15 protein-coding genes and 3 pseudogenes are annotated in these 21,747 nt (G+C 59.1%); 12 read left to right on the forward strand and 6 right to left on the reverse strand.

Features of this window, described 5'->3' with window-relative positions; genetic code table 11:
- Nucleotides 1-14: 14 nt before the first annotated feature.
- Nucleotides 15-956, reverse strand: coding sequence for a LysR family transcriptional regulator (locus QYQ99_RS16945; RefSeq protein WP_302093202.1), 942 nt, complete (start codon nt 954-956; stop codon nt 15-17).
- A 108-nt stretch (nt 957-1,064) separates the two neighbouring features.
- On the opposite strand from QYQ99_RS16945, the gene QYQ99_RS16950 reads away from it, so the two are divergent.
- The 3 genes and pseudogenes from QYQ99_RS16950 to QYQ99_RS16960 form a co-directional block, all read left to right on the forward strand.
- A complete protein-coding gene (locus QYQ99_RS16950) occupies nt 1,065-2,231 on the forward strand; it encodes a mandelate racemase/muconate lactonizing enzyme family protein (protein WP_302089226.1) in 1,167 nt (388 codons plus the stop codon).
- A gap of 35 nt (nt 2,232-2,266) precedes the next feature.
- Nucleotides 2,267-3,250: a tripartite tricarboxylate transporter substrate-binding protein gene (locus QYQ99_RS16955; RefSeq protein ID WP_302089227.1), complete on the forward strand. Its 984-nt coding sequence runs from the start codon at nt 2,267-2,269 to the stop codon at nt 3,248-3,250.
- A gap of 120 nt (nt 3,251-3,370) precedes the next feature.
- Nucleotides 3,371-3,487 (forward strand): annotated as a pseudogene (locus tag QYQ99_RS16960) (aromatic compound catabolic protein); the annotation flags it as partial.
- A 251-nt stretch (nt 3,488-3,738) separates the two neighbouring features.
- Here QYQ99_RS16960 and QYQ99_RS16965 read toward each other — a convergent pair.
- Entirely contained in the window at nt 3,739-4,371 is a 633-nt protein-coding gene (locus QYQ99_RS16965; protein WP_302089228.1) for a LysE family translocator, read from the reverse strand.
- A gap of 610 nt (nt 4,372-4,981) precedes the next feature.
- Nucleotides 4,982-6,127, reverse strand: coding sequence for an AraC family transcriptional regulator (locus tag QYQ99_RS16970; protein ID WP_302089229.1), 1,146 nt, complete (start codon nt 6,125-6,127; stop codon nt 4,982-4,984).
- Between QYQ99_RS16970 and QYQ99_RS16975 the strand changes: the two genes are divergently transcribed.
- The 6 genes from QYQ99_RS16975 (at nt 6,087) to QYQ99_RS17000 (ending at nt 13,942) form a co-directional block, all read left to right on the forward strand.
- On the forward strand, nt 6,087-7,670 hold the full coding sequence (locus tag QYQ99_RS16975; RefSeq protein ID WP_302089230.1) for a long-chain-fatty-acid--CoA ligase: 1,584 nt from the start codon (nt 6,087-6,089) through the stop codon (nt 7,668-7,670). The two genes, QYQ99_RS16970 and QYQ99_RS16975, sit on opposite strands and share 41 nt — an antisense overlap.
- Nucleotides 7,671-7,740: 70 nt before the next feature.
- Nucleotides 7,741-8,535: a crotonase/enoyl-CoA hydratase family protein gene (locus QYQ99_RS16980; protein ID WP_302089231.1), complete on the forward strand. Its 795-nt coding sequence runs from the start codon at nt 7,741-7,743 to the stop codon at nt 8,533-8,535.
- Nucleotides 8,536-8,579: 44 nt separating this feature from the next.
- Nucleotides 8,580-8,897, forward strand: a complete 318-nt coding sequence (locus tag QYQ99_RS16985) for a DUF485 domain-containing protein (RefSeq protein WP_238707865.1) — start codon at nt 8,580-8,582, stop codon at nt 8,895-8,897.
- Nucleotides 8,894-10,462: a sodium:solute symporter family transporter gene (locus QYQ99_RS16990; protein WP_302089232.1), complete on the forward strand. Its 1,569-nt coding sequence runs from the start codon at nt 8,894-8,896 to the stop codon at nt 10,460-10,462. Before QYQ99_RS16985 ends, QYQ99_RS16990 begins: the two co-directional genes overlap by 4 nt.
- A 24-nt stretch (nt 10,463-10,486) precedes the next feature.
- The gene (locus tag QYQ99_RS16995) at nt 10,487-12,313 is read left to right on the forward strand and encodes an acyl-CoA dehydrogenase (protein WP_302089233.1); all 1,827 of its coding nucleotides are present in this window, start codon (nt 10,487-10,489) and stop codon (nt 12,311-12,313) included.
- A 105-nt stretch (nt 12,314-12,418) separates the two neighbouring features.
- Nucleotides 12,419-13,942, forward strand: coding sequence for a CoA-acylating methylmalonate-semialdehyde dehydrogenase (locus QYQ99_RS17000; protein ID WP_149357367.1), 1,524 nt, complete (start codon nt 12,419-12,421; stop codon nt 13,940-13,942).
- A 461-nt stretch (nt 13,943-14,403) separates the two neighbouring features.
- Here QYQ99_RS17000 and QYQ99_RS17005 read toward each other — a convergent pair whose 3' ends face one another.
- Nucleotides 14,404-15,978 (reverse strand): MFS transporter, encoded by a 1,575-nt coding sequence (locus QYQ99_RS17005; protein ID WP_302089234.1) that lies wholly within the window; start codon nt 15,976-15,978, stop codon nt 14,404-14,406.
- A gap of 127 nt (nt 15,979-16,105) precedes the next feature.
- Between QYQ99_RS17005 and QYQ99_RS17010 the strand changes: the two genes are divergently transcribed.
- From QYQ99_RS17010 to QYQ99_RS17015, 3 genes and pseudogenes are all read left to right on the forward strand, one after another.
- Nucleotides 16,106-17,074 carry a LysR family transcriptional regulator gene (locus QYQ99_RS17010; RefSeq protein WP_302089235.1) on the forward strand — a complete coding sequence of 323 codons (969 nt, stop codon included), beginning with the start codon at nt 16,106-16,108 and terminating at the stop codon, nt 17,072-17,074.
- A gap of 89 nt (nt 17,075-17,163) precedes the next feature.
- A pseudogene (locus tag QYQ99_RS28485) lies at nt 17,164-17,355 on the forward strand (IS5 family transposase); the annotation flags it as partial.
- A 21-nt stretch (nt 17,356-17,376) separates the two neighbouring features.
- Nucleotides 17,377-17,565 (forward strand): annotated as a pseudogene (locus QYQ99_RS17015) (transposase); the annotation flags it as partial.
- Between the two features lie 350 nt (nt 17,566-17,915).
- Here the strand turns inward: QYQ99_RS17015 and QYQ99_RS17020 are convergent.
- Both QYQ99_RS17020 and QYQ99_RS17025 read right to left on the reverse strand, forming a co-directional pair.
- A complete protein-coding gene (locus QYQ99_RS17020; RefSeq protein WP_302089236.1) occupies nt 17,916-21,032 on the reverse strand; it encodes an ATP-binding protein in 3,117 nt (1,038 codons plus the stop codon).
- A gap of 89 nt (nt 21,033-21,121) precedes the next feature.
- Complete coding sequence (locus QYQ99_RS17025) at nt 21,122-21,739, reverse strand: response regulator (protein ID WP_302089237.1); 618 nt, start codon at nt 21,737-21,739, stop codon at nt 21,122-21,124.
- Nucleotides 21,740-21,747: the final 8 nt, after the last annotated feature.

Consider the following 21,747-nt stretch of genomic DNA (forward strand, 5'->3'; position numbering starts at 1 on the left):
CGCCACCTGATGCGTCAACGGCCGGGAATTTGGGCGTGCAGCTCCGCTGGTTTACCCGTCACTGACTGCACGACCGTGCCCCACAGAGCTTCTGCAGCGTTCCCCAACTGCGAATGTGCTCGATAGACTCGGATTTCAAGATCGATATTCCACGCTTCAGTGGCCGCTGCAACCAACGTGCCTGCTGCAAGGTCATCGCCGACAAGGCTTTGAGGCAGCCAAGCGATGCCTCTGCCTTCGAGTGCCATCGTCCGTAGTACGGATGCCAAGTGGGCAGTGAAGACTGTTTGTGTTTGAAGCGCTCCTAGCGCATGGTCGATGGTTTTATGAAGGATACTGCCCAGCCCGGATTCCGCGCTGTAGGCCAAAAGAGGGGCAACCGTCCCGGGGCGTTCCAATTGGTGAAGGGCTTGGCCCTTTGGCCCCATGGCGGAAACAGGGTGCAATACATCGATACCCACGCAGATGGATGGGTAGCCTTGCATCTGAAGCTGACTTGGCGCTTGAGCGTGGGCATGGCACAGAACGAACTGCACCTTGCTTTGAGCCAGGAGAGCCTCGCACCGATGGAGCATGTCCGACTCCAATTGAAGCGTCCCCGCCATCGTATGCGCTTCAAAGCGCCGCAACCAGCCAGGCACGAAGGTCAGCGACAGCGCATGTGTCGCAGCGAATCGCAAGCTTTTTGAGTTCGCTTCTGCCACTGCACGCGCAGCCCCCGGTAGCCGCGCAATCTCAGCCAGTAATTCTGGCGCGATAGCCTGAAACCACTGCCCGGCCTCAGTGAGCTTGACGGGCTGTGTGCTTCTGTCAAAAAGCTCCGTCCCCAACCACTCCTCCAGCGCTCGGACGCGGCGACCGAATGCGGGCTGGGTCATATGACGATCTTCAGCGGCCCGAGAAAAATTTCCTACTGAGGCCAAGACCAAAAAATCTTCAAGCCAGGAGATGTTCATTGCCGGTGCCTTGAAAGCATTAAAGAGTAGAAAAACAGCATTGGTCAATCAGTGCGCGGCTGCGGATCATACCGACTCAGACATTTGTTTCGTTACCCGGAGTCAAGCATGAAGATTGTTGAGATCAGAGAGAAAACCATTCCTATCAGTTCGCCCATCCGCAATGCGTACATCGACTTTAGCAAGATGACGCTGAGCCTGGTGGCGGTGATTACCGACGTGATCCGCGATGGCAAGCCGGTGGTGGGCTATGGCTTCAACTCCAATGGCCGCTATGGTCAGGGCAAGCTGATGCGTGAGCGCATTATTCCTCGCGTGCTGGAAGCCAATCCGGATTCGCTGATCGATGCCAGCGGCAAAAACCTCGACCCGCACAAGATCTGGAACGCGATGTTCACCAACGAGAAGCCAGGCGGACACGGCGAGCGCTCCGTGGCCATCGGCACCATCGATATGGCAGTGTGGGATGCCGTCGCCAAGATTGAAGGCAAGCCGCTCTTCCAATTGTTGGCAGACCGTTATGGCAACGGCACGCCAAACCGCAAGATATTTGTGTACGCCGCTGGCGGCTACTACTACCCCGGCCAGGACCATAACAAGCTGAAGGACGAGATGCGCAGCTACATTGATCGCGGCTATACCGTGGTCAAGAAGAAGATTGGTGGTGCGTCGCTCGACGAAGATCTCCGCCGTATCGACTCCATTCTCAGCGTGTTGCAAGACGGCCAGAAACTGTGCGTGGATGCCAACGGCCGTTTCGATCTGGACACATCCATCCAGTACGCCAAGGCGCTCTCTCAGTACGACCTCTTCTGGTACGAAGAGCCAGGCGACCCGCTCGACTTTGAACTACAGGCCACCTTGCGCAACTACTACAAGAACCCTATGGCCACCGGGGAGGATCTGTTCTCTATGCAGGACGCGCGGAACTTGATCCGTTACGGCGGCATGCGCCCCGATCGCGACTGGCTTCAGTTTGACTGCGCTTTGAGCTATGGCCTTGTCGAGTACCTGCGCACGCTGGACATGCTCAAGGAACATGGCTGGTCAGCCAGCCGTTGCATCCCACACGGTGGACACCAGATGTCGCTGAACATCGCCGCCGGCCTGGGCCTGGGAGGCAACGAGTCGTACCCGGACCTGTTCCAACCATTCGGCGGCTTCCCCGACGGCGTGAAGGTGATTGACGGCCACGTGACATTGCCCTATCTGCCCGGGATTGGCTTCGAGGGCAAGGCCGATCTGTACGCGCAAATGCAGGCTCTTTCCGCCTGACCCCAACAAAAAACACAAAATCAGGAGACAAGGTCATGGGCATTTTGAAACAACAGGTGGCTGTCGCGGCCATAGGCCTGATCACCGTTAGCACCTCGGCCTGGGCAGAATTTCCGGTTAAACCGATCACCCTCGTCGTCCCGTTCTCAGCTGGCGGCCCCAGCGACAAGATCGCCCGTGACCTGGCGGAAGCGCTGCGCAAGCCCCTGGGCCAGACCGTGGTTGTCGATAACACGGCAGGCGCTGGCGGAACCATTGGTGCGGCGCGGGTAGCACGTGCCACACCAGACGGATACACCTTACTGGTGCACCATATCGGGCTGTCCACCGCGCCGGCCCTTTATAAGAAGCTGCCTTACAAGACGCTGGAGGATTTCGAGTACCTAGGCCTTATCAATGAGGCTCCATCGACCCTGATTGGCAAGCCTGGCTTAGCCGCCACCCAGCTGGCAGAACTGCGTACATGGATTAGCGCTAATGAGGGAAAGGTCAATCTCGCCAATGCCGGTGTGGGCTCCGCATCCCATCTGTGCAGCCTTGTCCTGCAGGCAAGCCTCAAATCAAAAATGACTCTCGTGCCGTACAAGGGCACTGCGCCGGCCATGACCGACCTGATGGGCGGGCAGGTCGATCTGATGTGCGAGCAGGCAACCAACGCAGTGCCGCAGATCGAAGCAAAAAAGGTCAAGGTGTACGGTGTCACCAGTCAACGGCGGATGACCCTACCGGTGCTGGCCCAGGTGCCCACGCTAGCGGAAGCTGGGCTTACGGGCTTTGAGATGTCGGTGTGGCACGGCGTCTACGCGCCTAGGGGCACGCCGCCTGCTGTCCTGGCCAAACTGAATGCGGCCATCCGCACCGCGCTCAAGGATCCCGAACTCATCATGCGGGAAGAAGCGCTGGGGGTGCGCGTCGTGACCGACTCCCGCCTGGAGCCCGCCGAGCACAAGAGGTATGTTGAAAGTGAAATGAATCGCTGGTCCAAGATCATCAAGGATTCCGGCGTAACGGCCGATTGACTTTTCACCCCTTGTGTCGGCTTGGACAGGGGCCTGGTTCACCCAACCAGAGCCTTTGTGCCTGGGTTCCCCTCCTTAGGTCCCGCGGTGTGGCATTCACGGACCGCCCAAGCCAGTTCAGGCCGGCAGGTAAGTACAGCGGAGGGGCGCATTGTTGGACCAGATGGAACGCTGTATGCTCACGCCACCACGACTGGCTGGATACTCCATCAGCCCATCGACGGGGAACCATCATGAGCAATGCCGGCATATTCGGTATCAAGAAAAAAGGATCGTGAACCGTGCTTAGCACGCCTAGGTAGGCGAAGTGCAAGCGGCAGCAGTGGGTCCAATGTGCCAAATGCTGCCAGCAGCCCCCTCATTGCGTAGCGGAATAAAATTCAAGGAAGCCCCCGAATAGCTTTCTTGATCGCCTGGAGAAACCTTCGCAGCCCTACGTGCCAAGCACGCCTGATGCAAGAAATGCATGCGAATCATATTCGCTGACGTCAAGTCAGCTTTTGTCGAGTCTTCAGCAGGCTCAGGCCCAAGGCTATAAAGGTGCCCCCTATGATTCGGTTGAAAAGCTTTGCGCGTGATATTAGGTGGCTCCTGATCAGTGAAATGAAGATCACATAGCAGGCATGTGAGACTAGTGCGCAGCCTGCAAATGTCGCAGTCAGCAGCAGGTATTGAGTGAAAAGGGAAGTGCCCGGCACTATGAATTGTGGAAACAGAGCGGAAAAGAACAGGATCGATTTAGGATTAGTTATCGACACCCCCAATCCTTGTGCCAACAACTGCCAGTTCCCGCGCTGACGCGTCTGCGCGGGGACGGTAGCATCGCCAAGTATTCCGTCATTGCTACGCCAGCGCTTGATTCCAAGCCAGATCAGGTACATCGCGCCAGCCACCTTCATCAGCAGAAACGCATTCGATGACACGCTGAGAATTGTCCCCATGCCTATCATCGCTAGCCCTGAGACTATGAAAATTCCAACGGAGCTGCCCAGCGAACTCCAGGTAGTGCGCCGCATCCCCACTTCCATAGAGTTCGAGATAGCTAGCAAAACGGCTGGGCCTGGAGTAAAGCAGATCAAGAGTGAAATGCCGCAGAAAAGAAGCCAATGGTTCATTGCCATGGAGGTGTGTCCAGATTTGCTTTTGAGGGCGTCTATTATTGACGGCTGACAGCTAGCCAGATGCCGTGATTACCTGCTAAATGGCAATGTGTCTGCGGATTCAAGCGGTCAATACAACACGCGAGAGACTGCGCGGACAGCGGGAGGTGTCGCGCATGAAACGAACACGGCGCAACTACTACACCAAAAAACTCCTCGAATTTTGTCGATGGAATGTCCCTTGGCCCGCTTATTAACTGACTGGTGGACCGATACAAGTAAGTGCCTTTCGGCGCAGCGAGCATCTTCATTGACGAGCAGTTCAACACAACTGCTCCTTCTAAAAGAGTTGTGATGGAGCTGCTGACGGGGAACCTCGGCGGCTTAAATTTCACGGGCTCTCAAGGAGCCTCCAGAACCGATCGCCCCAGACTCGGGGCGTGTCGACCATTGACCGTGGAGACCAGACCGGCAGCGCCAGGATGGCGCGGTCTTGGGTATCGCCATTGTTCGGGCGATTGCGCAGCGTTTAGGCGACACGCTGAACTAGGAGGATGCCTCGTCGATGAGCTGGTCATCCCGGGTGGTGCGGCGGGAGCCTCACGCCGATGGCTGCACAAGGAGAGGCCGCTCATTGCAACGACTGTTGCGCAGCCCGGTAAGCGCCAGGTGTCATGCCTGTCCAATGGCGGAATGCCCGATGAAAAACTGCCGGTGAACTGAATTCCAGCGCATAGGCAATCTCGCCTAACGAGACGTCATCGCGCACGAGGCTCAGAATGGCCAGATCCCGGCGCAGTTCGTCCTTGATGCTTTGAAAGGACAGGCCTTCATCCTGCAATTTGCGGATCAATGTTCGCGAAGACATGTGCAGCCGCATTGCCACTGCATCCAGCGTGTGCCTCAGATCGGCATACAACAACTCGCGCACTTTCAACCGCATGGCGTGCTCATGGTAGGAGGTAAAAATCCAGTCACGGGGGGCTCGCTCTAGGAAGCTGCGTACCTCTAAGGCGCTGCGGGCAGAATGGATTTTTCCCAGATCACCATCGAAGGTGATCTGCGAATACCTGCTGCCAAAGTCCACGGGGGCTGGAAACAGGATGGGATAGTCGGCAGCAAAAGCGGGGCGCGAAAACGCGAAACTCACGCTGCGCACCGGAACCTCTCTCCCGACAAGCCATGAAACGATGCCGTGCGTGAGCTTGAGCATCAGCGCGTGGCCGAAGCGGTTCACGCCAGAACTGGATGAGCGAGGGATAAGTTCCATGCACAGCTCGGCCTTTTTCTGGGTCAAATTCAAACGGTAGTCATCTAGCAGCAGATTCCAGACTTGTGTGAAACGGTACAGCGCCACACGGATGCTCGGCGCATCCATCACCGCCCGGACGATGTATTTCAATGAGCCAGTCCTGATGGGGCGGCTCCACAGTCCCATCATCTCATCGCCCGTTGCACCGGCACTGGCGCGGTAGAGCCCCACCAACTGGTCATGCGTCAGCCGCGCGCCAGCTTGGTCGATGAAGGCCTTGACTATGCCTGCTTCCTTCAGGCAGGCGTCCAGATCTGCCTCTCGGCAAAGCAAACGCAGACTTTGCAGCAGGTCCTGCACGAGGGCAAACGACACCGTTGCTGTCGTGGTGGGTGAAGTTGTCAGTTTTTGCATATGCCCCGTCAACTTTGGCAATTTAGCAGCCCGTGTCTTTTGCCTATTCTTCAGGCAAGGAGACAACGTAATGGAACAGCCTGGAAACATGATGAGCATTCCCTTGCTCATCAGCCAAATCCTAACCCATGCACTTGAAAATGACGGAGATCAGCAGATTTTGACGGCACTTGACGACGGAGGGCTGCATGCCTATTCGTACCGAGACTTCGGAGAAAGGGTTAGACAGCTGGCTGTCGGTATGAAAATTCGAGGCGTACAGAAAGGTGACAGGGTGGCGACATTGGCATGGAACACCTATCGCCATCTGGAGATCTACTACGCCACCGCCGGCCTTGGCGCAGTGTGTCACACGGTCAACCCTCGTCTGAGTCGTGAGCAAATCGTCTTCATCATCAACGATGCACAGGACAGCGTGCTGTTCTACGACGAGCACTTCGCAGAGCTGGTCGAGTTCCTGCGCCTGCGTTGCCTGAGCGTGACGCACTGGGTGCCACTTTGCGAGGGTGCTGAGGAAGGCTACGGCGCCTGGCTGGACAGCGACACCCATAACTTCGAATGGCCGGTGTTTGATGAGAACACTGCATGCGGTCTGTGCTACACATCCGGCACCACAGGCTCGCCCAAGGGGGCGCTGTACTCCCATCGCTCGACGGTACTGCACGCCTACGCATCGAGCCACCCCAATGCGCTTGCCATCTCGGCCAGCGATGCGGTGATGCCCCTGGTGCCCATGTTCCACGTCAACGCCTGGGGTTTGCCGTATTCCGCACTAATGTCTGGGGCCAGGATCGTTCTGCCGGGTTCGAACATGCAGGGCGACCGTCTCTACGCTCTTTGCGAGCGCGCGGGAGTGACGCTGTCGGCGGGTGTTCCCACTGTGTGGAAAGGGGTGCTCGACCACGTAGAAAGCCAGGACCTGGCCTTTAGCACGCTCCAGCGCCTAGTCATCGGTGGCGCAGCATGTCCGCCACACATGATCGCGGCCTTTGCGCAGCGCAAGGTTACGGTACACCATGCCTGGGGCATGACGGAGGTATCTCCCTTGGGCACCGTATGTCAGTTGCTGCCGCAGCATGCGTCGCTGTCCGATGATGAGACATTGCATGTGCTGTCGTCGCAGGGGCGCCCCTTATTTGGTGCACGCTTCAAGGTAGTCGACGACGAAGGGAAGCGCCTGCCTCATGATGGCGTAGCTACCGGGACCGGGCATCTGATGGTGCAGGGCAACTGGGTCATTTCGCGCTACTACGGCAAGAGCGAGTCTGCAAATGAAGACGGCTGGTTTCGCACGGGTGACGTCGGCAGCATGGATGCGCATGGCTACATGCGCATTACCGACCGCAGCAAGGATGTCATCAAGTCCGGGGGCGAATGGATTTCTTCTATCGAGATGGAAAACATCGCTATGGAGGAGCCGGGTGTCGAGTACGCCGCCTGCATCGCCGAAGCCAGCGAAAAGTGGGGCGAGCGGCCCGTTCTGTTCATTGTTCCGAAGGCTGGAGTGGAACTATCGGCAGAGCACATGCTCGCGCGCTACCAGGGGCGTGTGGCCAAGTGGTCCATCCCTGACAAGGTGGTGTTCATCGACCACATGCCGATGACGGCGACCGGAAAGATCCAGAAGACGGCATTGCGCCAATGGCCGACTTGAGCCATTTCCCCTCTTTCTCTCTTTCGCCTTATTCCCTTCCCGCTTTCACACATTACCAGGAGCCATTTCTATGTCCCATTCCATTTTGCTGACTTCCGAGCAGGACAACGTTGGCATTGTTACCCTGAACATGGAACACAAGCGCAACGCGCTCAACGAAGAGGCCATTGCAGCCATCGATGCCTATTTCTCGGCGATACCCAGCCACATCCGCGCCATTCTCCTAACGGCCAAGGGCGACCACTTCTGCGCCGGGCTTGATCTGAAGGAGCACCACGACAAGGAGCGCAGCGGCGTTGAATTCATGCGCGTGTGTCAGGGCTGGCACCGCGCGTTCGACAAGATTCAGCATGGCGGCATCCCTGTGGTCGCCTGCCTGCAAGGCGCCGTAGTAGGCGGCGGGCTGGAACTTGCCAGCGCGGCCCATGTCCGTGTGGCCGACAGCGGCACCTTCTTCGCGTTGCCCGAGGGAACACGTGGCATCTTCACTGGCGGCGGCGCTACTGTGCGCACGGCGCGCATCATCTCCGCACCGCGCATGGTTGAGATGATGCTCACGGGCCGGGTCGTCGATGCGCATGAAGGCCGTCAGCTGGGCCTGGCCCACTACGTGTGCGACACCGCCAAAGGTGAGAAGCCCGCCCTCGAGCTGGCGCTTTCCCTGGCAAAAAAGATCGCGGGCAACGCAACCTTGTCCAACTACGCGATCGTCAGTGCCATCAGTCGTATTGCAGACATGTCGGCCACGGACGGCCTGTTCACCGAAGGGCTGGTGATGGCCATGATCCAACAGGGGCATGACGTGCAGCAGCGGCTGGGCGAATTCGTCAACAAAAAGGCCCCGAAGGTCCAACTGGGCAACTGAATCGAACTTCGCCCGATGCCCCACAACAACAACGGAGACAAGTGATGCTTTCGAACGAGGAAATCTGCCGGCGGTTGCCCGGCCACCCTGGCTACGAGCAGCTCAAGGCACAACGCCGCCGAATGGCCTTCGCTTTCGCCGGTGTGTGCCTGGGGCTGTGCATGGCCTTCATCCTGACGGCGGTCCTATCGCCAGCCAGCCTAGCCGTGCCATTGAACCGTGCGGGCACGCTCACCGGCGGCGTGGCGTGCGCCATCGGCCTGATTGCGCTGTCATGGGTGCTGACAGGCATCTATATCCACATCGCCAATACACGCTTCGACGCTTCGTACGAGCGGCTGCTGTCGGAGGTACGGGTATGAACACGCAGGCCATCCTGATCTTCGCGGGCTTCGTCGCCATCACCCTGGGCATCACCTGGTGGGCATCGCAGCACACGCGTTCTACCTCGGACTTCTACACTGCAGGCGGTGGCATCACCGGCACCCAAAACGGCTTGGCTATCGTGGGCGATTACATGTCCGCCGCCACGCTGTTGGGCATCTCCAGCCTGGCATTTTCCAATGGCTTCGACTCGTTGCTCTATGCGGTGTGCGCTTTCATGGGCTGGCCAATGATCATGTTCGTGATCGCCGAGCGATTGCGAAACCTTGGGCGATACACGCTGAGCGACATCATCTCCTACCGCCTGGACGAGCGCAGCACACGAATCTTTACCGCCATCAGCTCGCTGACAGTGGTGCTGTTCTACCTCATCGTGCAAATGGTCGGTGCCGGGCAACTGGTGCAGCTGCTGTTTGGCGTGGACTACACCTACGCGGTCATCGCTGTTGGCCTGTTGATGATGGTGTACGTCGTGGTCGGCGGCATGGTTGCTACCACCTGGGTGCAGATCATCAAGGCCGTACTGATGCTGGGCAACGGCATCGTGCTGACGGTGCTGGCACTGCGCTATTTCAATTTCGATTTTTCAGCCCTCGTTGCTGCTGCCGCCAGTCATCACCCCGCGGGCGAGGCGATGAAGGGCCCCTGGAAACTGATGGCGAACCCGTTTTCGGGCCTTTCGTTGGCCGTTTCGCTAGTGTTCGGCATTGCGGGACTTCCGCACATCATGATGCGCTTCTTCACCGTGCCTGATGCGCGCGCAGCTCGCAAATCTGTGTTCGTCGCCACCGGCCTGATGGGCGTGTTCTTCGTGGTCATCTGCTTCCTGGGCCTGAGCGCCATGGCCATCCTGCCGAACTACCCCGCGTTCTATGTCGATGGCAAGGTGGGTGGCCCGGTGCTGGGTGGCTCGAACATGCCCATCATGCACCTGGCGACGGCACTGGGCGGGAACCTGCTGTTCGGCCTGTTGGCCGCCGTGTCGTTTGCTACCATTCTCGCGGTGGTTAGTGGCCTGACGCTAGCTGGGGCCTCAGCCATTGCCCATGACCTGTACTCTAAGGTGTTCAAGAACGATCACGTCTCGCCCCGAGAGGCCATGCGCGTGAACCGTCAAGCCTCCATTGGCATCGGCATAGTCGCCATCGTGCTGGGTCTACTGTTTCGCGACCAGAACGTGGCCTTTCTGGTGGCGCTGGCTTTCAGCATTGCCGCTTCGGCCAACTTCCCGGTGCTGCTCATGTCCATGTATTGGCGCGGACTGACGACCCGCGGCGCGCTGGCGGGTGGCCTTACGGGGCTGGGCATAGCACTGGCGCTGGTGGTGCTCTCACCCGCCGTGTGGGTGCGCATCTTTCACTTCGCCGAGCCGGTTTTCCCCTATGACTACCCCACGTTGATTTCAATGCCGCTGGCGTTCCTGGTTATCGTCGTGGTGTCCCTCATGGACCGCTCGCCGCGCGCCGCTCTGGACAGAGCCGGATTCCCGGCGCAGGAAGTGCGCGCTGAGACCGCTGTGGGCATCGCCGCCGTATCTCACTAGACGACCCCCAGGAGACATCAGACCATGACCTACGTTGCACCCATTGACGACATGCTGTTTTGCATGCGGGAGCTTGCCGGGCTGGAAGCGACTGCACGACTGCCGGGATTGGAAGACGCCGGTATGGAGACGGCGCAAGCCGTGTTGCACGAGTGCGCTAAGTTCACCCAAAGCGTGGTAGCTCCGTTGAATGCGATCGGCGATAAGAAACCCTCGACCTGGACAAATGGCGTGGTGACGACCACGCCCGGCTTCAAGCAGGCTTACCAGCAGTTCGTGGAAGGGGGCTGGCAGGGCTTGCAGCACCCGCTGTCTTTTGGTGGCCAGGGCCTGCCTAAGACCATAGGCGCAGCGTGCGCGGAAATGTTCAGTAGCGCCAACATGAGCTTTGCGCTTTGCCCGCTCTTGACCGACGGTGCCATTGAGGCGCTGCTGACGGCGGGCAGCGACGAATTGCAGGCTACCTACTTGGCGAAACTGGTGAGCGGCGAATGGACAGGCACCATGAACCTCACCGAGCCACAGGCTGGTTCCGATCTGGCGCTGGTGCGCACTAAGGCTGACTCACAGGGCGACGGCACATACAAGGTCTTCGGTACCAAAATCTTCATCACCTACGGCGAGCACGACATGGCGGACAACATCGTCCATCTGGTTCTGGCCCGCGTGGCTGGAGCTCCGGAGGGTGTCAAGGGCATTAGCCTGTTCGTCGTGCCCAAGTTCCTAGTGAATGCCGATGGCTCGCTTGGTGCGCGCAACGACGTGCACTGCGTCAGCATCGAGCACAAGCTCGGCATCAAGGCCAGCCCCACGACCGTGCTGCAGTTTGGCGATGGCACGGCGGCGGGCATTGCAGATAGCGTCGGCCCCGGCGCCGTGGGCTATATGGTCGGTGAGGAGAATCGCGGCCTTGAGTACATGTTCGTCATGATGAACGCGGCCCGCTACGCCGTTGGTGTGCAGGGCATTGCCGTGGCTGAGCGTGCGTACCAACAAGCCGTGACCTACGCCAAGGAGCGAGTGCAGTCGCGCCCGGTGGACGGCAGCGGCAAGGTCAGCGCCACCATCATCCATCACCCTGAAGTACGCCGCATGCTCATGACCATGCGCGCGCTCACCGAAAGCTGCCGCGCCATGGCCGCCGTGGCCGCCGCTGCGCATGACGGAGCGCACCACCACACGGATGCCGAGACACGAGAGCGCCTTCGTAACTTCTACCAATTCCTCGTTCCTCTGGTCAAGGGCTACAGCACCGAGATGAGTCTGGAAGCGACCTCGTTGAGTGTCCAGGTGCATGGGGGCATGGGCTTCATCGAGGAAACGGGTGTTGCACAGCATTACCGAGATGCGCGCATCCTGCCCATCTACGAAGGTACGACGGCTATCCAGGCCAATGATCTGGTGGGCCGCAAGACGGTGCGCGATGGCGGCCAAACCGCCAAGTCTATTGCCGCACAGATCACCCAGACCGAGGATGCCCTGGCCTCGCGGACAGACAGCTCGGCCGCACAGGCCATGCACCGCCGCTTGCGCGAGGCCCGGCAGGCATTCGAGCAGGCAGTGGATTTCGTGTTGGGGAACATTGCATCGCACCCCAACAGCGTCTACGCCGCTTCGGTGCCTTACCTGATGCTGGCGGCCAGCACTGTCGCGGGCTGGCAGATGGCCCGAGCACTGCTGCGTGCGCAAGATCTGCTGGCAAGTCAGCAGGGCGATACGGCCTTCCTGAGCGCCAAGATCGCCACAGCGCATTTCTACGCTGACCACGTGCTATCCAAGGTGCCTGGTATGCGCGACACCCTCATCGAGGGCAGCACAAGCACGCTGGCTCTTGTGCCCGAAGCATTCTGACATTGAAAAGATTGCTTTGGCACAACCGGATAAGCGCGAGAGGCTCCCTTCATGAGAGCAATTTAAGACCATTCACATCTTCTTCCATTGAACAGGAGTTTCAACATGACCGACATTCGCATTGGGGCTGAGGTCGCCCACTACATCTGCGGCACGCATCAGGCTGGCAATGGCACTCGCACGCAACCCATCTACAACCCAGCTACTGGCACTGTGAGCCGGCAAGTACGTCTGGGTACGGCGCAGGATGTGGGCGCGGCCGTGGCTGCAGCGCAGGCCGCCTTCCCGAAGTGGGCAGACACGCCGCCGATCCGCCGCGCGCGAGTGATGTTCAAGTTCCTCCAATTGCTCAACGAGCATCGCGACGAGCTGGCCCACCTGATCACGGCCGAGCACGGCAAGGTGTTCACAGATGCGCAGGGCGAGGTCAGCCGCGGCATCGACATCGTGGAATTCGCCTGCGGCATTCCGCAGCTGCTCAAGGGTGATTTTACCGAGCAGGTCTCCACGGGCATGGACAACTGGACGCTGCGCCAGCCGCTGGGCGTGGTCGCTGGCATCACACCTTTCAACTTCCCGGTGATGGTGCCGATGTGGATGTTCCCGGTTGCTATCGCGGCAGGCAACACCTTTGTGCTCAAGCCCAGCCCGACCGACCCCAGCGCCTCACTGTTCATGGCCGAGTTGCTCATGGAGGCCGGACTGCCTGATGGCGTGTTCAACGTGGTCCAGGGCGACAAGGTGACCGTCGATGCGCTGCTGGAACACCCTGACGTGAAGGCCATCAGTTTCGTCGGCTCCACGCCGATTGCCAACTACATCTATGAGACCGGCGCACGCCACGGCAAGCGTGTGCAGGCCCTGGGCGGTGCCAAGAACCACATGGTGGTGATGCCCGACGCCGATATCGACCAGGCGGTGGACGCACTGATCGGTGCCGGCTACGGCTCGGCCGGCGAGCGCTGCATGGCCATCAGTGTTGCGGTGCTGGTGGGCGACGTGGCCGACAAGCTGCTGCCCAAGCTGATCGAGCGTACCAAGGCTCTGAAGGTACTCGACGGCGAGAACCCGGCTGCCGAGATGGGCCCGATCGTAACGCGTGTCGCGCACGAGCGCATCAGCGGCTATATCGCGCTGGGCGAGCAGGAGGGTGCGAAGCTGCTGGTCGATGGCCGCGGCTTCGACGGCATGACGGCGGGCGAAGGCTGTGGTGATGGCTTCTGGCTTGGAGGCACGCTGTTCGACCACGTGAGGCCAGAGATGCGCATCTACAAGGAAGAGATCTTCGGCCCTGTGCTGGGCTGCGTGCGCGTGAAGGATCTTGCCGAAGCCGTGGACCTCATCAACGCCCACGAGTTTGGTAACGGCGTGGCTTGCTTCACGCGCGACGGCAATGTGGCGCGTGAGTTCAGCCGTCGCATCCAGGTGGGCATGGTGGGCATCAACGTGCCGATTCCGGTGCCTATGGCCTGGCACGGCTTCGGTGGTTGGAAGCGCAGCCTGTTTGGCGACATGCACGCCTACGGTGAAGAAGGCGTGCGCTTCTACACCAAGCAAAAGTCGATCATGCAACGCTGGCCGGAGAGCATCGGCAAAGGTGCCGAATTTGTGATGCCCACAGCAAAGTAGCAGCCAATGACAGGGCGAGAAACAAGCGGAACGTATATGGGAATACGGTATGTGGATTTTCGCCGATTGTCACGAGGGATGCTTTGGCCTGTCAGCGTGCCCAGGCGGTGGCTGCAATAAATTAAGGTAGCGATGCAACTGCGGGTGGCGGCGATCGCTGTGAGCCAGCCTTTAGGCCTGAGTTCAGCTTCAGGCTGATCGCGGTCGTTTGTGACTCAGTGCCTAAACAGCAGCAATCGCCAACACCAGTCGTGGAACGTCAGGTGTCTTGAACGGCCACATCACCCTCGTAACTGGCCACTTGCTTGCGTGGTTCACCGCGCATCGGCCTGAATGCCCGTTTCTTCGCACCATCGAGTCGTGGCTACGTCGAACTTGCGATGCGTTCGGCAACGTTTCGCCGATAGAGTTCGAGCGGCAACATTCACTGGACTGCCCATCGGCATGGACCACCATAAAAGTCACCGGGCTGTCCTGCGACCCGAAAAGATCACAAAGCTGCCCAGTGCCAGCAGCCACACGGCGATGGCGGCATAGAGCATTACGCCGCCAAAGCTGTGTACCAGCGCCTGGCGGGCAATGTCTGTCAGTGCCTGTGGCGAAGTGACGGCACCAGCGCCTGCCTGCAGGGCGTGCAGGGCTTGCAGGTTGCCAGAGACAATGCCGTTGGCCATCTCGCGCAGCGCTGCAGCATCTACGGGTTCACGCAATGCGGTTTGCAGATGCTGCTGCACACCATGCACCAGCAGGAAACCCATCAGCGCGATATTGATAGAGAGCGTAATCATGCGGGCACTCATGTCGATGCCGGACGCCATGCCGGCGCGTGCGCTGGAGACCGCTGCCGTGGTGGTATTTGTCACCGGGGTGTTGGTGATACCCAGCCCTGCGCCGGCAATCAGGCAGCCCGGCAGCACGTAAAGCCAGTGGCTGTGGGCGAGCTGGCTGCCCGCGAGCATCAGCATGAATCCAAGACCGATGGCAAATAGCCCCAGTGGAATGGCGATACGCGGGCCATAGCGCATGGCGATGCGTTCTCCAACCACCGGGAACACCAGCGTGGGAAGGGTGTAGGCGAGCAGCGAGACGCCGGCGGCCGTGACATCCTGACCTAGCGCACTTTGAAAATAGATGGGCAGATAGATGATGAACGCCCAGAAGCTGAAGTTCATGCCCATGGAGCCCAGCAGTGCACCGGAGAAATTGCGCACCCGAAAGACGGAGAAGTCGAACATGGGATGCTGGGCACGCAGTTCCACCCACACAAAGGTCGCAAAACTCAGCAGACCCACAGCCATGGCGGCCAGCGCAGACATGCTGCCAAAACCGGTATCGGAGCCCTGCGTCACAAAGAACGCCAGGCCGAATACTGCGAGGGACAGCGTGACGATGCCGGCAAGATCCAGCGCGCCGGCCTTGGGGTCATGCGATTCCTGCACGGCGATGGTGGCCAGAAAGAAAGTCAGCGTGGCAATCAGCACGTGTACCCAGAACACCCAGCGCCAGTCCGATAGGGCGACGATCACGCCACCAATCAGCGGGCCAAAGCCCAAGCCTATGCCGAGCATGACTCCCCAGGTGCTGAAGGCGCGGCTGCGCTCGGCGCCTTGCGGAAATTGATGCGAGAGGACGGCGACCAGGCAGATCAGCATGGCGCCGCCGCTGGCCCCCTGAAACACGCGGCTGGCAATCAGCATCGGTGTGTTCCATGCCAGGCCGCACAGCAGCGATGAAAACGCAAAGAGGGCTATGGAGATCAGAAAGACCCGCTTGCGGCCAAACCGGTCTGCCAGTGTCCCGGTGGCCATGAGCACCGAGACGCAGGCGATGGTGTAGGCATTCATGATCCACTGAATGCCTTTGAAGTCACTGTGCAGAACGGACTCCAGCGTGGGCAAGATGACAGGCACGCTGGAGATTTCAAGGCTGAACATCAGTGCGGCCAGACAGACCGATAGCAGCGCAATGCGATTGCGCCGGGTCGGTGCCGGCTCCAGGCTGCTGGTGTTCAAGAGATCAACATTATTAGAGGACATGGTTGCGCACTCCAGAAAAGGGAAACGGCGTTCTTGCGCAGAACGTTCAATGCGAGTCTATGGGAATAGAATTCTTAAATTCACGCATTGATTTCCCGTTTTTGGGGAACTAAAGGACCCAATAGACATGACTGTGCAAGACCCTCTGGAAGGAGTCTCCACCTTTGTGCAGGTGGTGGAGGCGGGCGGCTTCACCGCTGCTGCCCTGCGGCTTGGCGTAACGCGCTCTGCTGTGGGGAAGGCCGTTGCCAGGCTGGAGGCACGTCTGGGCACGCGGCTACTGCAGCGCAATACGCGCACCCAGACCTTGACCGCGGAAGGGCAGATCTACTACGAGCGCTGCACCCGTGCACTCAAGGAGCTGGATGCAGCCGAGGCGGATCTGGACAGTGGCCGCATGGAGCCCATCGGGCGCCTGCGGGTCAGCGTGCCAGAAGGCTTTGGGCAGCTGTGCGTGGCGCCAATACTGCTGAATCTGACGCGTCTGTATCCGCAGCTGAGTATCGATCTGTCGTTTGGCGACCGCACAGTCGATCTGATCGAGGAGGGATTTGACCTGGCCATACGCATAGGCCCGCTGCAAGACAGCGGCACCTTGTCTGCGCGCCTGCTGGGCACACAGCACATCAGCATCGGCGCTTCCCCTGCCTATCTGGCACGCCACGGCACGCCCGGCAAACTGGAGGAGCTCGATGGTCATGCGGTCATCAGTTACTCGCGCTCGGGTGTCGTTGCTCCGTGGAATGTTGCGCCAGTGGCAGGGCGAGGCGCTAGCTCGGACTACCGCCTGCAGGTGCGCTCCCAGATCAGCATGGACGATATACAGGCCATTGCCGCTGCTGCTGTGGCGGGCTACGGCATTGCCTGGGTCCCTTGCTGGCTGCTGAGCAGCTATGCCAAGCGTGGCGAGCTGGTGCACATCTTGCCCGACTATCGAGCCCGCTCTTACGAGATCCATGCACTCTGGCCACAGGCACGGCAATTACGTTGCAAGTTGCGGGTGGCCATTGACGCGCTGGTGGCCGAGATTCCGGCGTTGCTGAATGCCGATGATGATGCGGTGGCAAAAAACGACAAGTCAATCCGTTCTCGGTAAGGACTGCGCTTTTCCGCTAGGGAATCTCTGAATAAATCCTCAACGCATGTACTTGCACATGCGTGCCGGGTGCGGCGGCATTCCGGCCCATGCTGCAAACTGATCTCGGCCTGAACCTCTCCACCAAGAAGACACGCAAACGCGAATTCCTTGAACAGATGCAGCAGGTTGTGCCCTGGAGGGATATGGTGGCACTGATTGCACCATACGCTCCAGAAGGGCGCAAAGGCCTACCACCGTTTCCCGTTGAGATGTTGCTGCGCATCTCCGCCTTGCAGGAGCAACTTGAGCAGGTCAAATCCAAGATACGGGCCAAGGTCGAGCACCCATTCCGGGTCATCGAGCGGCAGTTTGGTCATGTCAAAGTTCGCTACCGAGGCTTGAGCAAGAACACTCAGCAGTTGCATACCTTGTTTGCATTGGCGAACTTAAGGATGGCCCGTGGCCGGTTGCTTGTGAACATCCAATCCAAGCCAGTGATAACAGCCTAAAAAGGCAATATGCCCGCGAAGCGCGGGCATATTGGGGGGAGGAGAGTCGCCAAAAATAGCAGTACACGCTTATGCGGTGACTATCACGCTCGGAACTGCTTTGTGCAGAGGTTCCCTAAGTCCGGAATCGTTGTCTAAACCACCCACGCTGCAGTGGGCCCGGGCGAGGTTTTGCTCCTAGGGACCGACGATATCCACTCCACCGAAGTAGTGGGCCAAGCTGCTACGTATCACCTCCACCTCTATGGGAGGCCATTGAGTGCTCTTTCAAGTTTTCAAGCCCGTTGCTTCAGCCGAGCATCAACCAAGACACGCCCCGAGTAATGCCAAGAAACTTCCTGGTGCAAAGTTCATTTGGCCTGCAGGAAACGGTTGATTTCCTCCAGCGTTTCAAGCAACACCTGCGCCGCGTCACGCAGATCTTTGGTAAGGCCTTTGACACCAAGGTCCTCCAGCTCCATGCATTGCTCCAGCAACCCCTGGTGATTGAGCAGGTACGCCGTCCCCTTGAGCTTGTGCACGATGCGCTTCACAGCGACCAGATCATGCGCATCCAGCGCATGGCGCAGGGCATCGCTTTCGGACTGATTACTGGCAATGACCCGCTTGGCCATCGATGCCTGAATATCGTTGGTCAATAACGAAGCTTCAACGGCCTGCGACTGCCCCGCGTCCAGCTTGGGAATCAGGCGGTTCAGTGCAGCCAGATTGGTGGGTTTGGCCAGCGCATGGTTCATGCCTGCGTAGAGACAGCGCTGAAACACTTCGCGTTGCGCATCTGCCGTCAGACCGATGATCAGACAAGGCTTGATGGACTGGCCCTGCTCCAAGCGACGAATGGCACGGGTCATCTCAAGGCCGTCCATCTCCGGCATATTGCAGTCGGTAATCACGATATCAATGTCATGCTTGCTCCAGACGGCCAGCCCTTCCAGGCCATTGCAGGCGGTCAGCGTGCGATGGCCCAGATAACCGATCTGCTGAACCAGCAAATACTGGCTTGGCAAATGGTCCTCAACAATCAGTACCGTCAGCACCGTTGCCGTATTTTCCGAAGATTCAATGCTGCTTTTCGCCACAGCATCCACCATCACCCGCGCCAGAGTGACCGAAAAATCAATACGTGTTCCGCTGCCCACCGTGCTCTTCACATTCAGCTTGCTGCCCATCAGCAGGCACAGTGCCTGGCTGATCGTCAGCCCCAGGCCTGCACCCGCATTGGGGTCGCTGACCACGCCATCCACCCTGCGATAAGGTTTGAAGATTTGATCCAGTTGCGCCGCAGGAATGCCCACCCCGGTATCGATGACGCTGATGTCAAAGCGCAACCCAGAGTCACCGGCCACCTCCACCGAGCAACGCAGCTCCACCCCGCCGCGGTGCGTAAATTTGATGGCATTGCCAAGCAAGTTGGAGACGATCTGCTTGAGCTTGACAGCATCTGCCCACACCAGTTGTGCCGCGCGCGCATCGATTGACAGGCTCAGGCGCAACTGCTTTTGGCGCGCAAGCCCCGAGAACACCTTGCCCACAGACTCCAGCAGATCTTTCACCTTGACCGGCTCCAGCTCCAGGCTCAGCTTGCCCGCTTCAATGCGCGAGATATCCAGAATGTCGCCAATCAGCGCCAGCAGGCTGCTCGCCGACTCATAGGCAATATGGGCAAGCTGATGGTTCTGCTGCGCGTCGCCCTTGCGTGCCAGCACCAGCTCCAGCATGCCAATGATGGCGTTGAGCGGCGTGCGAATCTCATGGCTCATCGTGGCCAAGAACACCGACTTGGCGCTGCTGGCCTTGTCGGCCGATTCCTTGGCAACCTGCAACTCATCGAGCAACAGCTGCCGCTGCTGCAGATCCTTGCGCTTGCTGCGAATGCGCCTGCGCTGGGCAACAATCAGTCCCCCCGCCACCAGCAGCAGCACAGCAAGCACCTCGAACACGCGCCAGACGTACGACACGACGCCCTCCCAGTACTTGTCGTCGGTGGCTGAATTGGCACGCCAGCGGCCAATAATCTGCAGATACTCCCGGGGCTTAATCTCCAGCATTGCCTTATCAAGAATGCCAATTAATTGTGTTTGCCCCTGCGGCGCGCCGAACACAATACCTACGCCCAGACCGCTGACAACGTCTCCTGCCTTCAAACTACTGTCGTACTTGTAGGGCAGGTAATAACTCACCATGTTGGCGGGCGCAAGCGCCATATCAACGCGGCCATCACGCACCAGCTTGAAGGCCTCCCCCATGGTCTGCGTTTCATGAAAGCGCAATTTGGGATACCGGCTCTTGAACTGCTCGGGGTCTACATAGCCCTTGGCGACAGCGACGGTTGTTGTGCTCTTTTCATCCAGCGCGCCCTGCGCTGACTCCTTGCGCTGCACGAACAGATAGTGGGTCGTCGTCAGCGGCTCTGTACGCAGATACGGCAGTGAGGCCGAAGCGGTATCGGGCAGGATGCTCAGAATGCCTTGTCCGTGATCGAGCAAATCGTGCGCTTCGGTCAGCGAGCTGACGCGGCGAATCTTCAAGCGCATGCCGGTCTTGCGCCGGATGATGTCCAGCACATCTGACGCAATACCATTGAGACGGCCACGGCTGTTGAAAAAAGCGAAAGGCGCCAGATCCTCGCTCACCACCAGCTCCACCGTTTCATTGCGCTCCAGCCAGTCAAGCTCCTGCGGACTGAGGCGGCTGCGCAAATCACTGACGCTGCAGTCTTCTGTACCGCCCCACAGATGTTGCGCAGTCACTATCTGGCAGCGCGTCAGCCCGCCCAGCGCCCGCTCAAGTACCCCCGCAAGCAGCGTGCTGTCTGGCAACAGACCAAACCCGGCTTGCACCGCAGGCAGCTTGGCGCTCTGGTTAATCACAAACTGATTGCTGAACAGCTGGCTGGACAGGTACTCGCTAGACAGCGTGTCCCCCAGAAACACATCGTTCTCACCGTTCAATACCGAAGCCATCGCCATCAAGGGCGACGAATATTGCTGAAAACGACCGCGCCCGCCAACGCTCTCAAACAGCTCCAGCATCATGCCGTTGGCTACTGCAATGCGGGTCTTGCCGTCCGTCGTGCTGTACTCATGCAAGTCCCCGCCCTCAGAAAATAACGCCAGCTGCGCCAGTGTGTGGGGGGCACTCAGCACCCAGCCATTGCTTTTCGCCATCAACGCATTGACATTGCTGACCATGTCAATGCGGCCATCGCGCAGTGCTGCATACATATCGCCACGGGCATCAAAGGCACGCAGTTGCACAGGCACGCCCAGCTCGCGCTGCAGCGCCGATACATAGTCGGCCACAAGCCCTTCAAGGCGCTGACCCTCAACGAAGATACGAAACGGAGGCAGCGGATCGTTGAGCACACCAACCAGCAGCAACTGCTTTTGTGCAAGCCACTGCCGCTCTGGCTGGGTCAGCGTGACCCTGACCTCGCTGAGTGCCTGGCGGGGAACTGGCGTCAGCACAAGGTCGCCCGCAAAACTAATCCGGCTGCAGATCAGCAAACAAAAGGCGATGTGCAACAGGCGCTGCACGGACGAACTTTCCGCTCAGCTCATACCAGATGGTGCCGGCGCGCAATTTCGCCCAGCTCAATCACAGAATCAACGCTGAGCTTGGTCTGAATATTGACCTTGTGCCCGCTCACTGTCTTGTTACTCAAACTCAGCCGGGCCGCAATTTCTGCATTGGAGAAACCTTCCGCCAGCAGCTTCAAGATCTGCAGCTCTCGGTCGGTCAGATCGTCCAGCCCGCCCTCCGCCTTCACCTTGCCCAGCAAAGGCATGGCGCTCTTGGGAAAGAAAACATAGCCGTCGGCAACCGTCTTGACCGCCTTGGTGAGCGTCTCAATGGATTCGCTCTTGCTGACAAAACCGCTTGCACCCGCTTGCAGGCAGCGCGTGGCATAGCTGTCTTTAGACTGCGAGGTAAACACCAGCACCCGCACATCCAGTTTCTCCCGGGTAATGCGCTTGAGCACGGTCAGCCCATCGAGCTTCTCCAGGCCAATATCCAGAATGACGATATCGGGCGTTAACGACTCAAACATGCGCAAGGCATCAATGCCGTCGGCAGTCTCACCGACGGTCTCAAAGCCAATGGGCAGCAGAGCCTGGCGAATGGCTTCGCAAATCAATGGATGATCATCAACGATCAGGACTTTCTTACGCATGGGACCAC

It is taken from the genome of Comamonas testosteroni (assembly GCF_030505195.1).
GTDB classification, from domain to species: Bacteria; Pseudomonadota; Gammaproteobacteria; order Burkholderiales; family Burkholderiaceae_C; genus Comamonas; species Comamonas testosteroni_G.

Bases quoted from the DNA above. Each gene is read 5' to 3' on its own strand.
- QYQ99_RS16945 (WP_302093202.1), bottom strand. From the start codon at position 956: ATGAACATCTCCTGGCTTGAAGATTTTTTGGTCTTGGCCTCAGTAGGA.
- QYQ99_RS16950 (WP_302089226.1), top strand. From the start codon at position 1,065: ATGAAGATTGTTGAGATCAGAGAGAAAACCATTCCTATCAGTTCGCCC.
- QYQ99_RS16955 (WP_302089227.1), top strand. From the start codon at position 2,267: ATGGGCATTTTGAAACAACAGGTGGCTGTCGCGGCCATAGGCCTGATC.
- QYQ99_RS16965 (WP_302089228.1), bottom strand. From the start codon at position 4,371: ATGGCAATGAACCATTGGCTTCTTTTCTGCGGCATTTCACTCTTGATC.
- QYQ99_RS16975 (WP_302089230.1), top strand. From the start codon at position 6,087: ATGGAACAGCCTGGAAACATGATGAGCATTCCCTTGCTCATCAGCCAA.
- QYQ99_RS16970 (WP_302089229.1), bottom strand. From the start codon at position 6,127: ATGAGCAAGGGAATGCTCATCATGTTTCCAGGCTGTTCCATTACGTTG.
- QYQ99_RS16980 (WP_302089231.1), top strand. From the start codon at position 7,741: ATGTCCCATTCCATTTTGCTGACTTCCGAGCAGGACAACGTTGGCATT.
- QYQ99_RS16985 (WP_238707865.1), top strand. From the start codon at position 8,580: ATGCTTTCGAACGAGGAAATCTGCCGGCGGTTGCCCGGCCACCCTGGC.
- QYQ99_RS16990 (WP_302089232.1), top strand. From the start codon at position 8,894: ATGAACACGCAGGCCATCCTGATCTTCGCGGGCTTCGTCGCCATCACC.
- QYQ99_RS16995 (WP_302089233.1), top strand. From the start codon at position 10,487: ATGACCTACGTTGCACCCATTGACGACATGCTGTTTTGCATGCGGGAG.
- QYQ99_RS17000 (WP_149357367.1), top strand. From the start codon at position 12,419: ATGACCGACATTCGCATTGGGGCTGAGGTCGCCCACTACATCTGCGGC.
- QYQ99_RS17005 (WP_302089234.1), bottom strand. From the start codon at position 15,978: ATGTCCTCTAATAATGTTGATCTCTTGAACACCAGCAGCCTGGAGCCG.
- QYQ99_RS17010 (WP_302089235.1), top strand. From the start codon at position 16,106: ATGACTGTGCAAGACCCTCTGGAAGGAGTCTCCACCTTTGTGCAGGTG.
- QYQ99_RS17025 (WP_302089237.1), bottom strand. From the start codon at position 21,739: ATGCGTAAGAAAGTCCTGATCGTTGATGATCATCCATTGATTTGCGAA.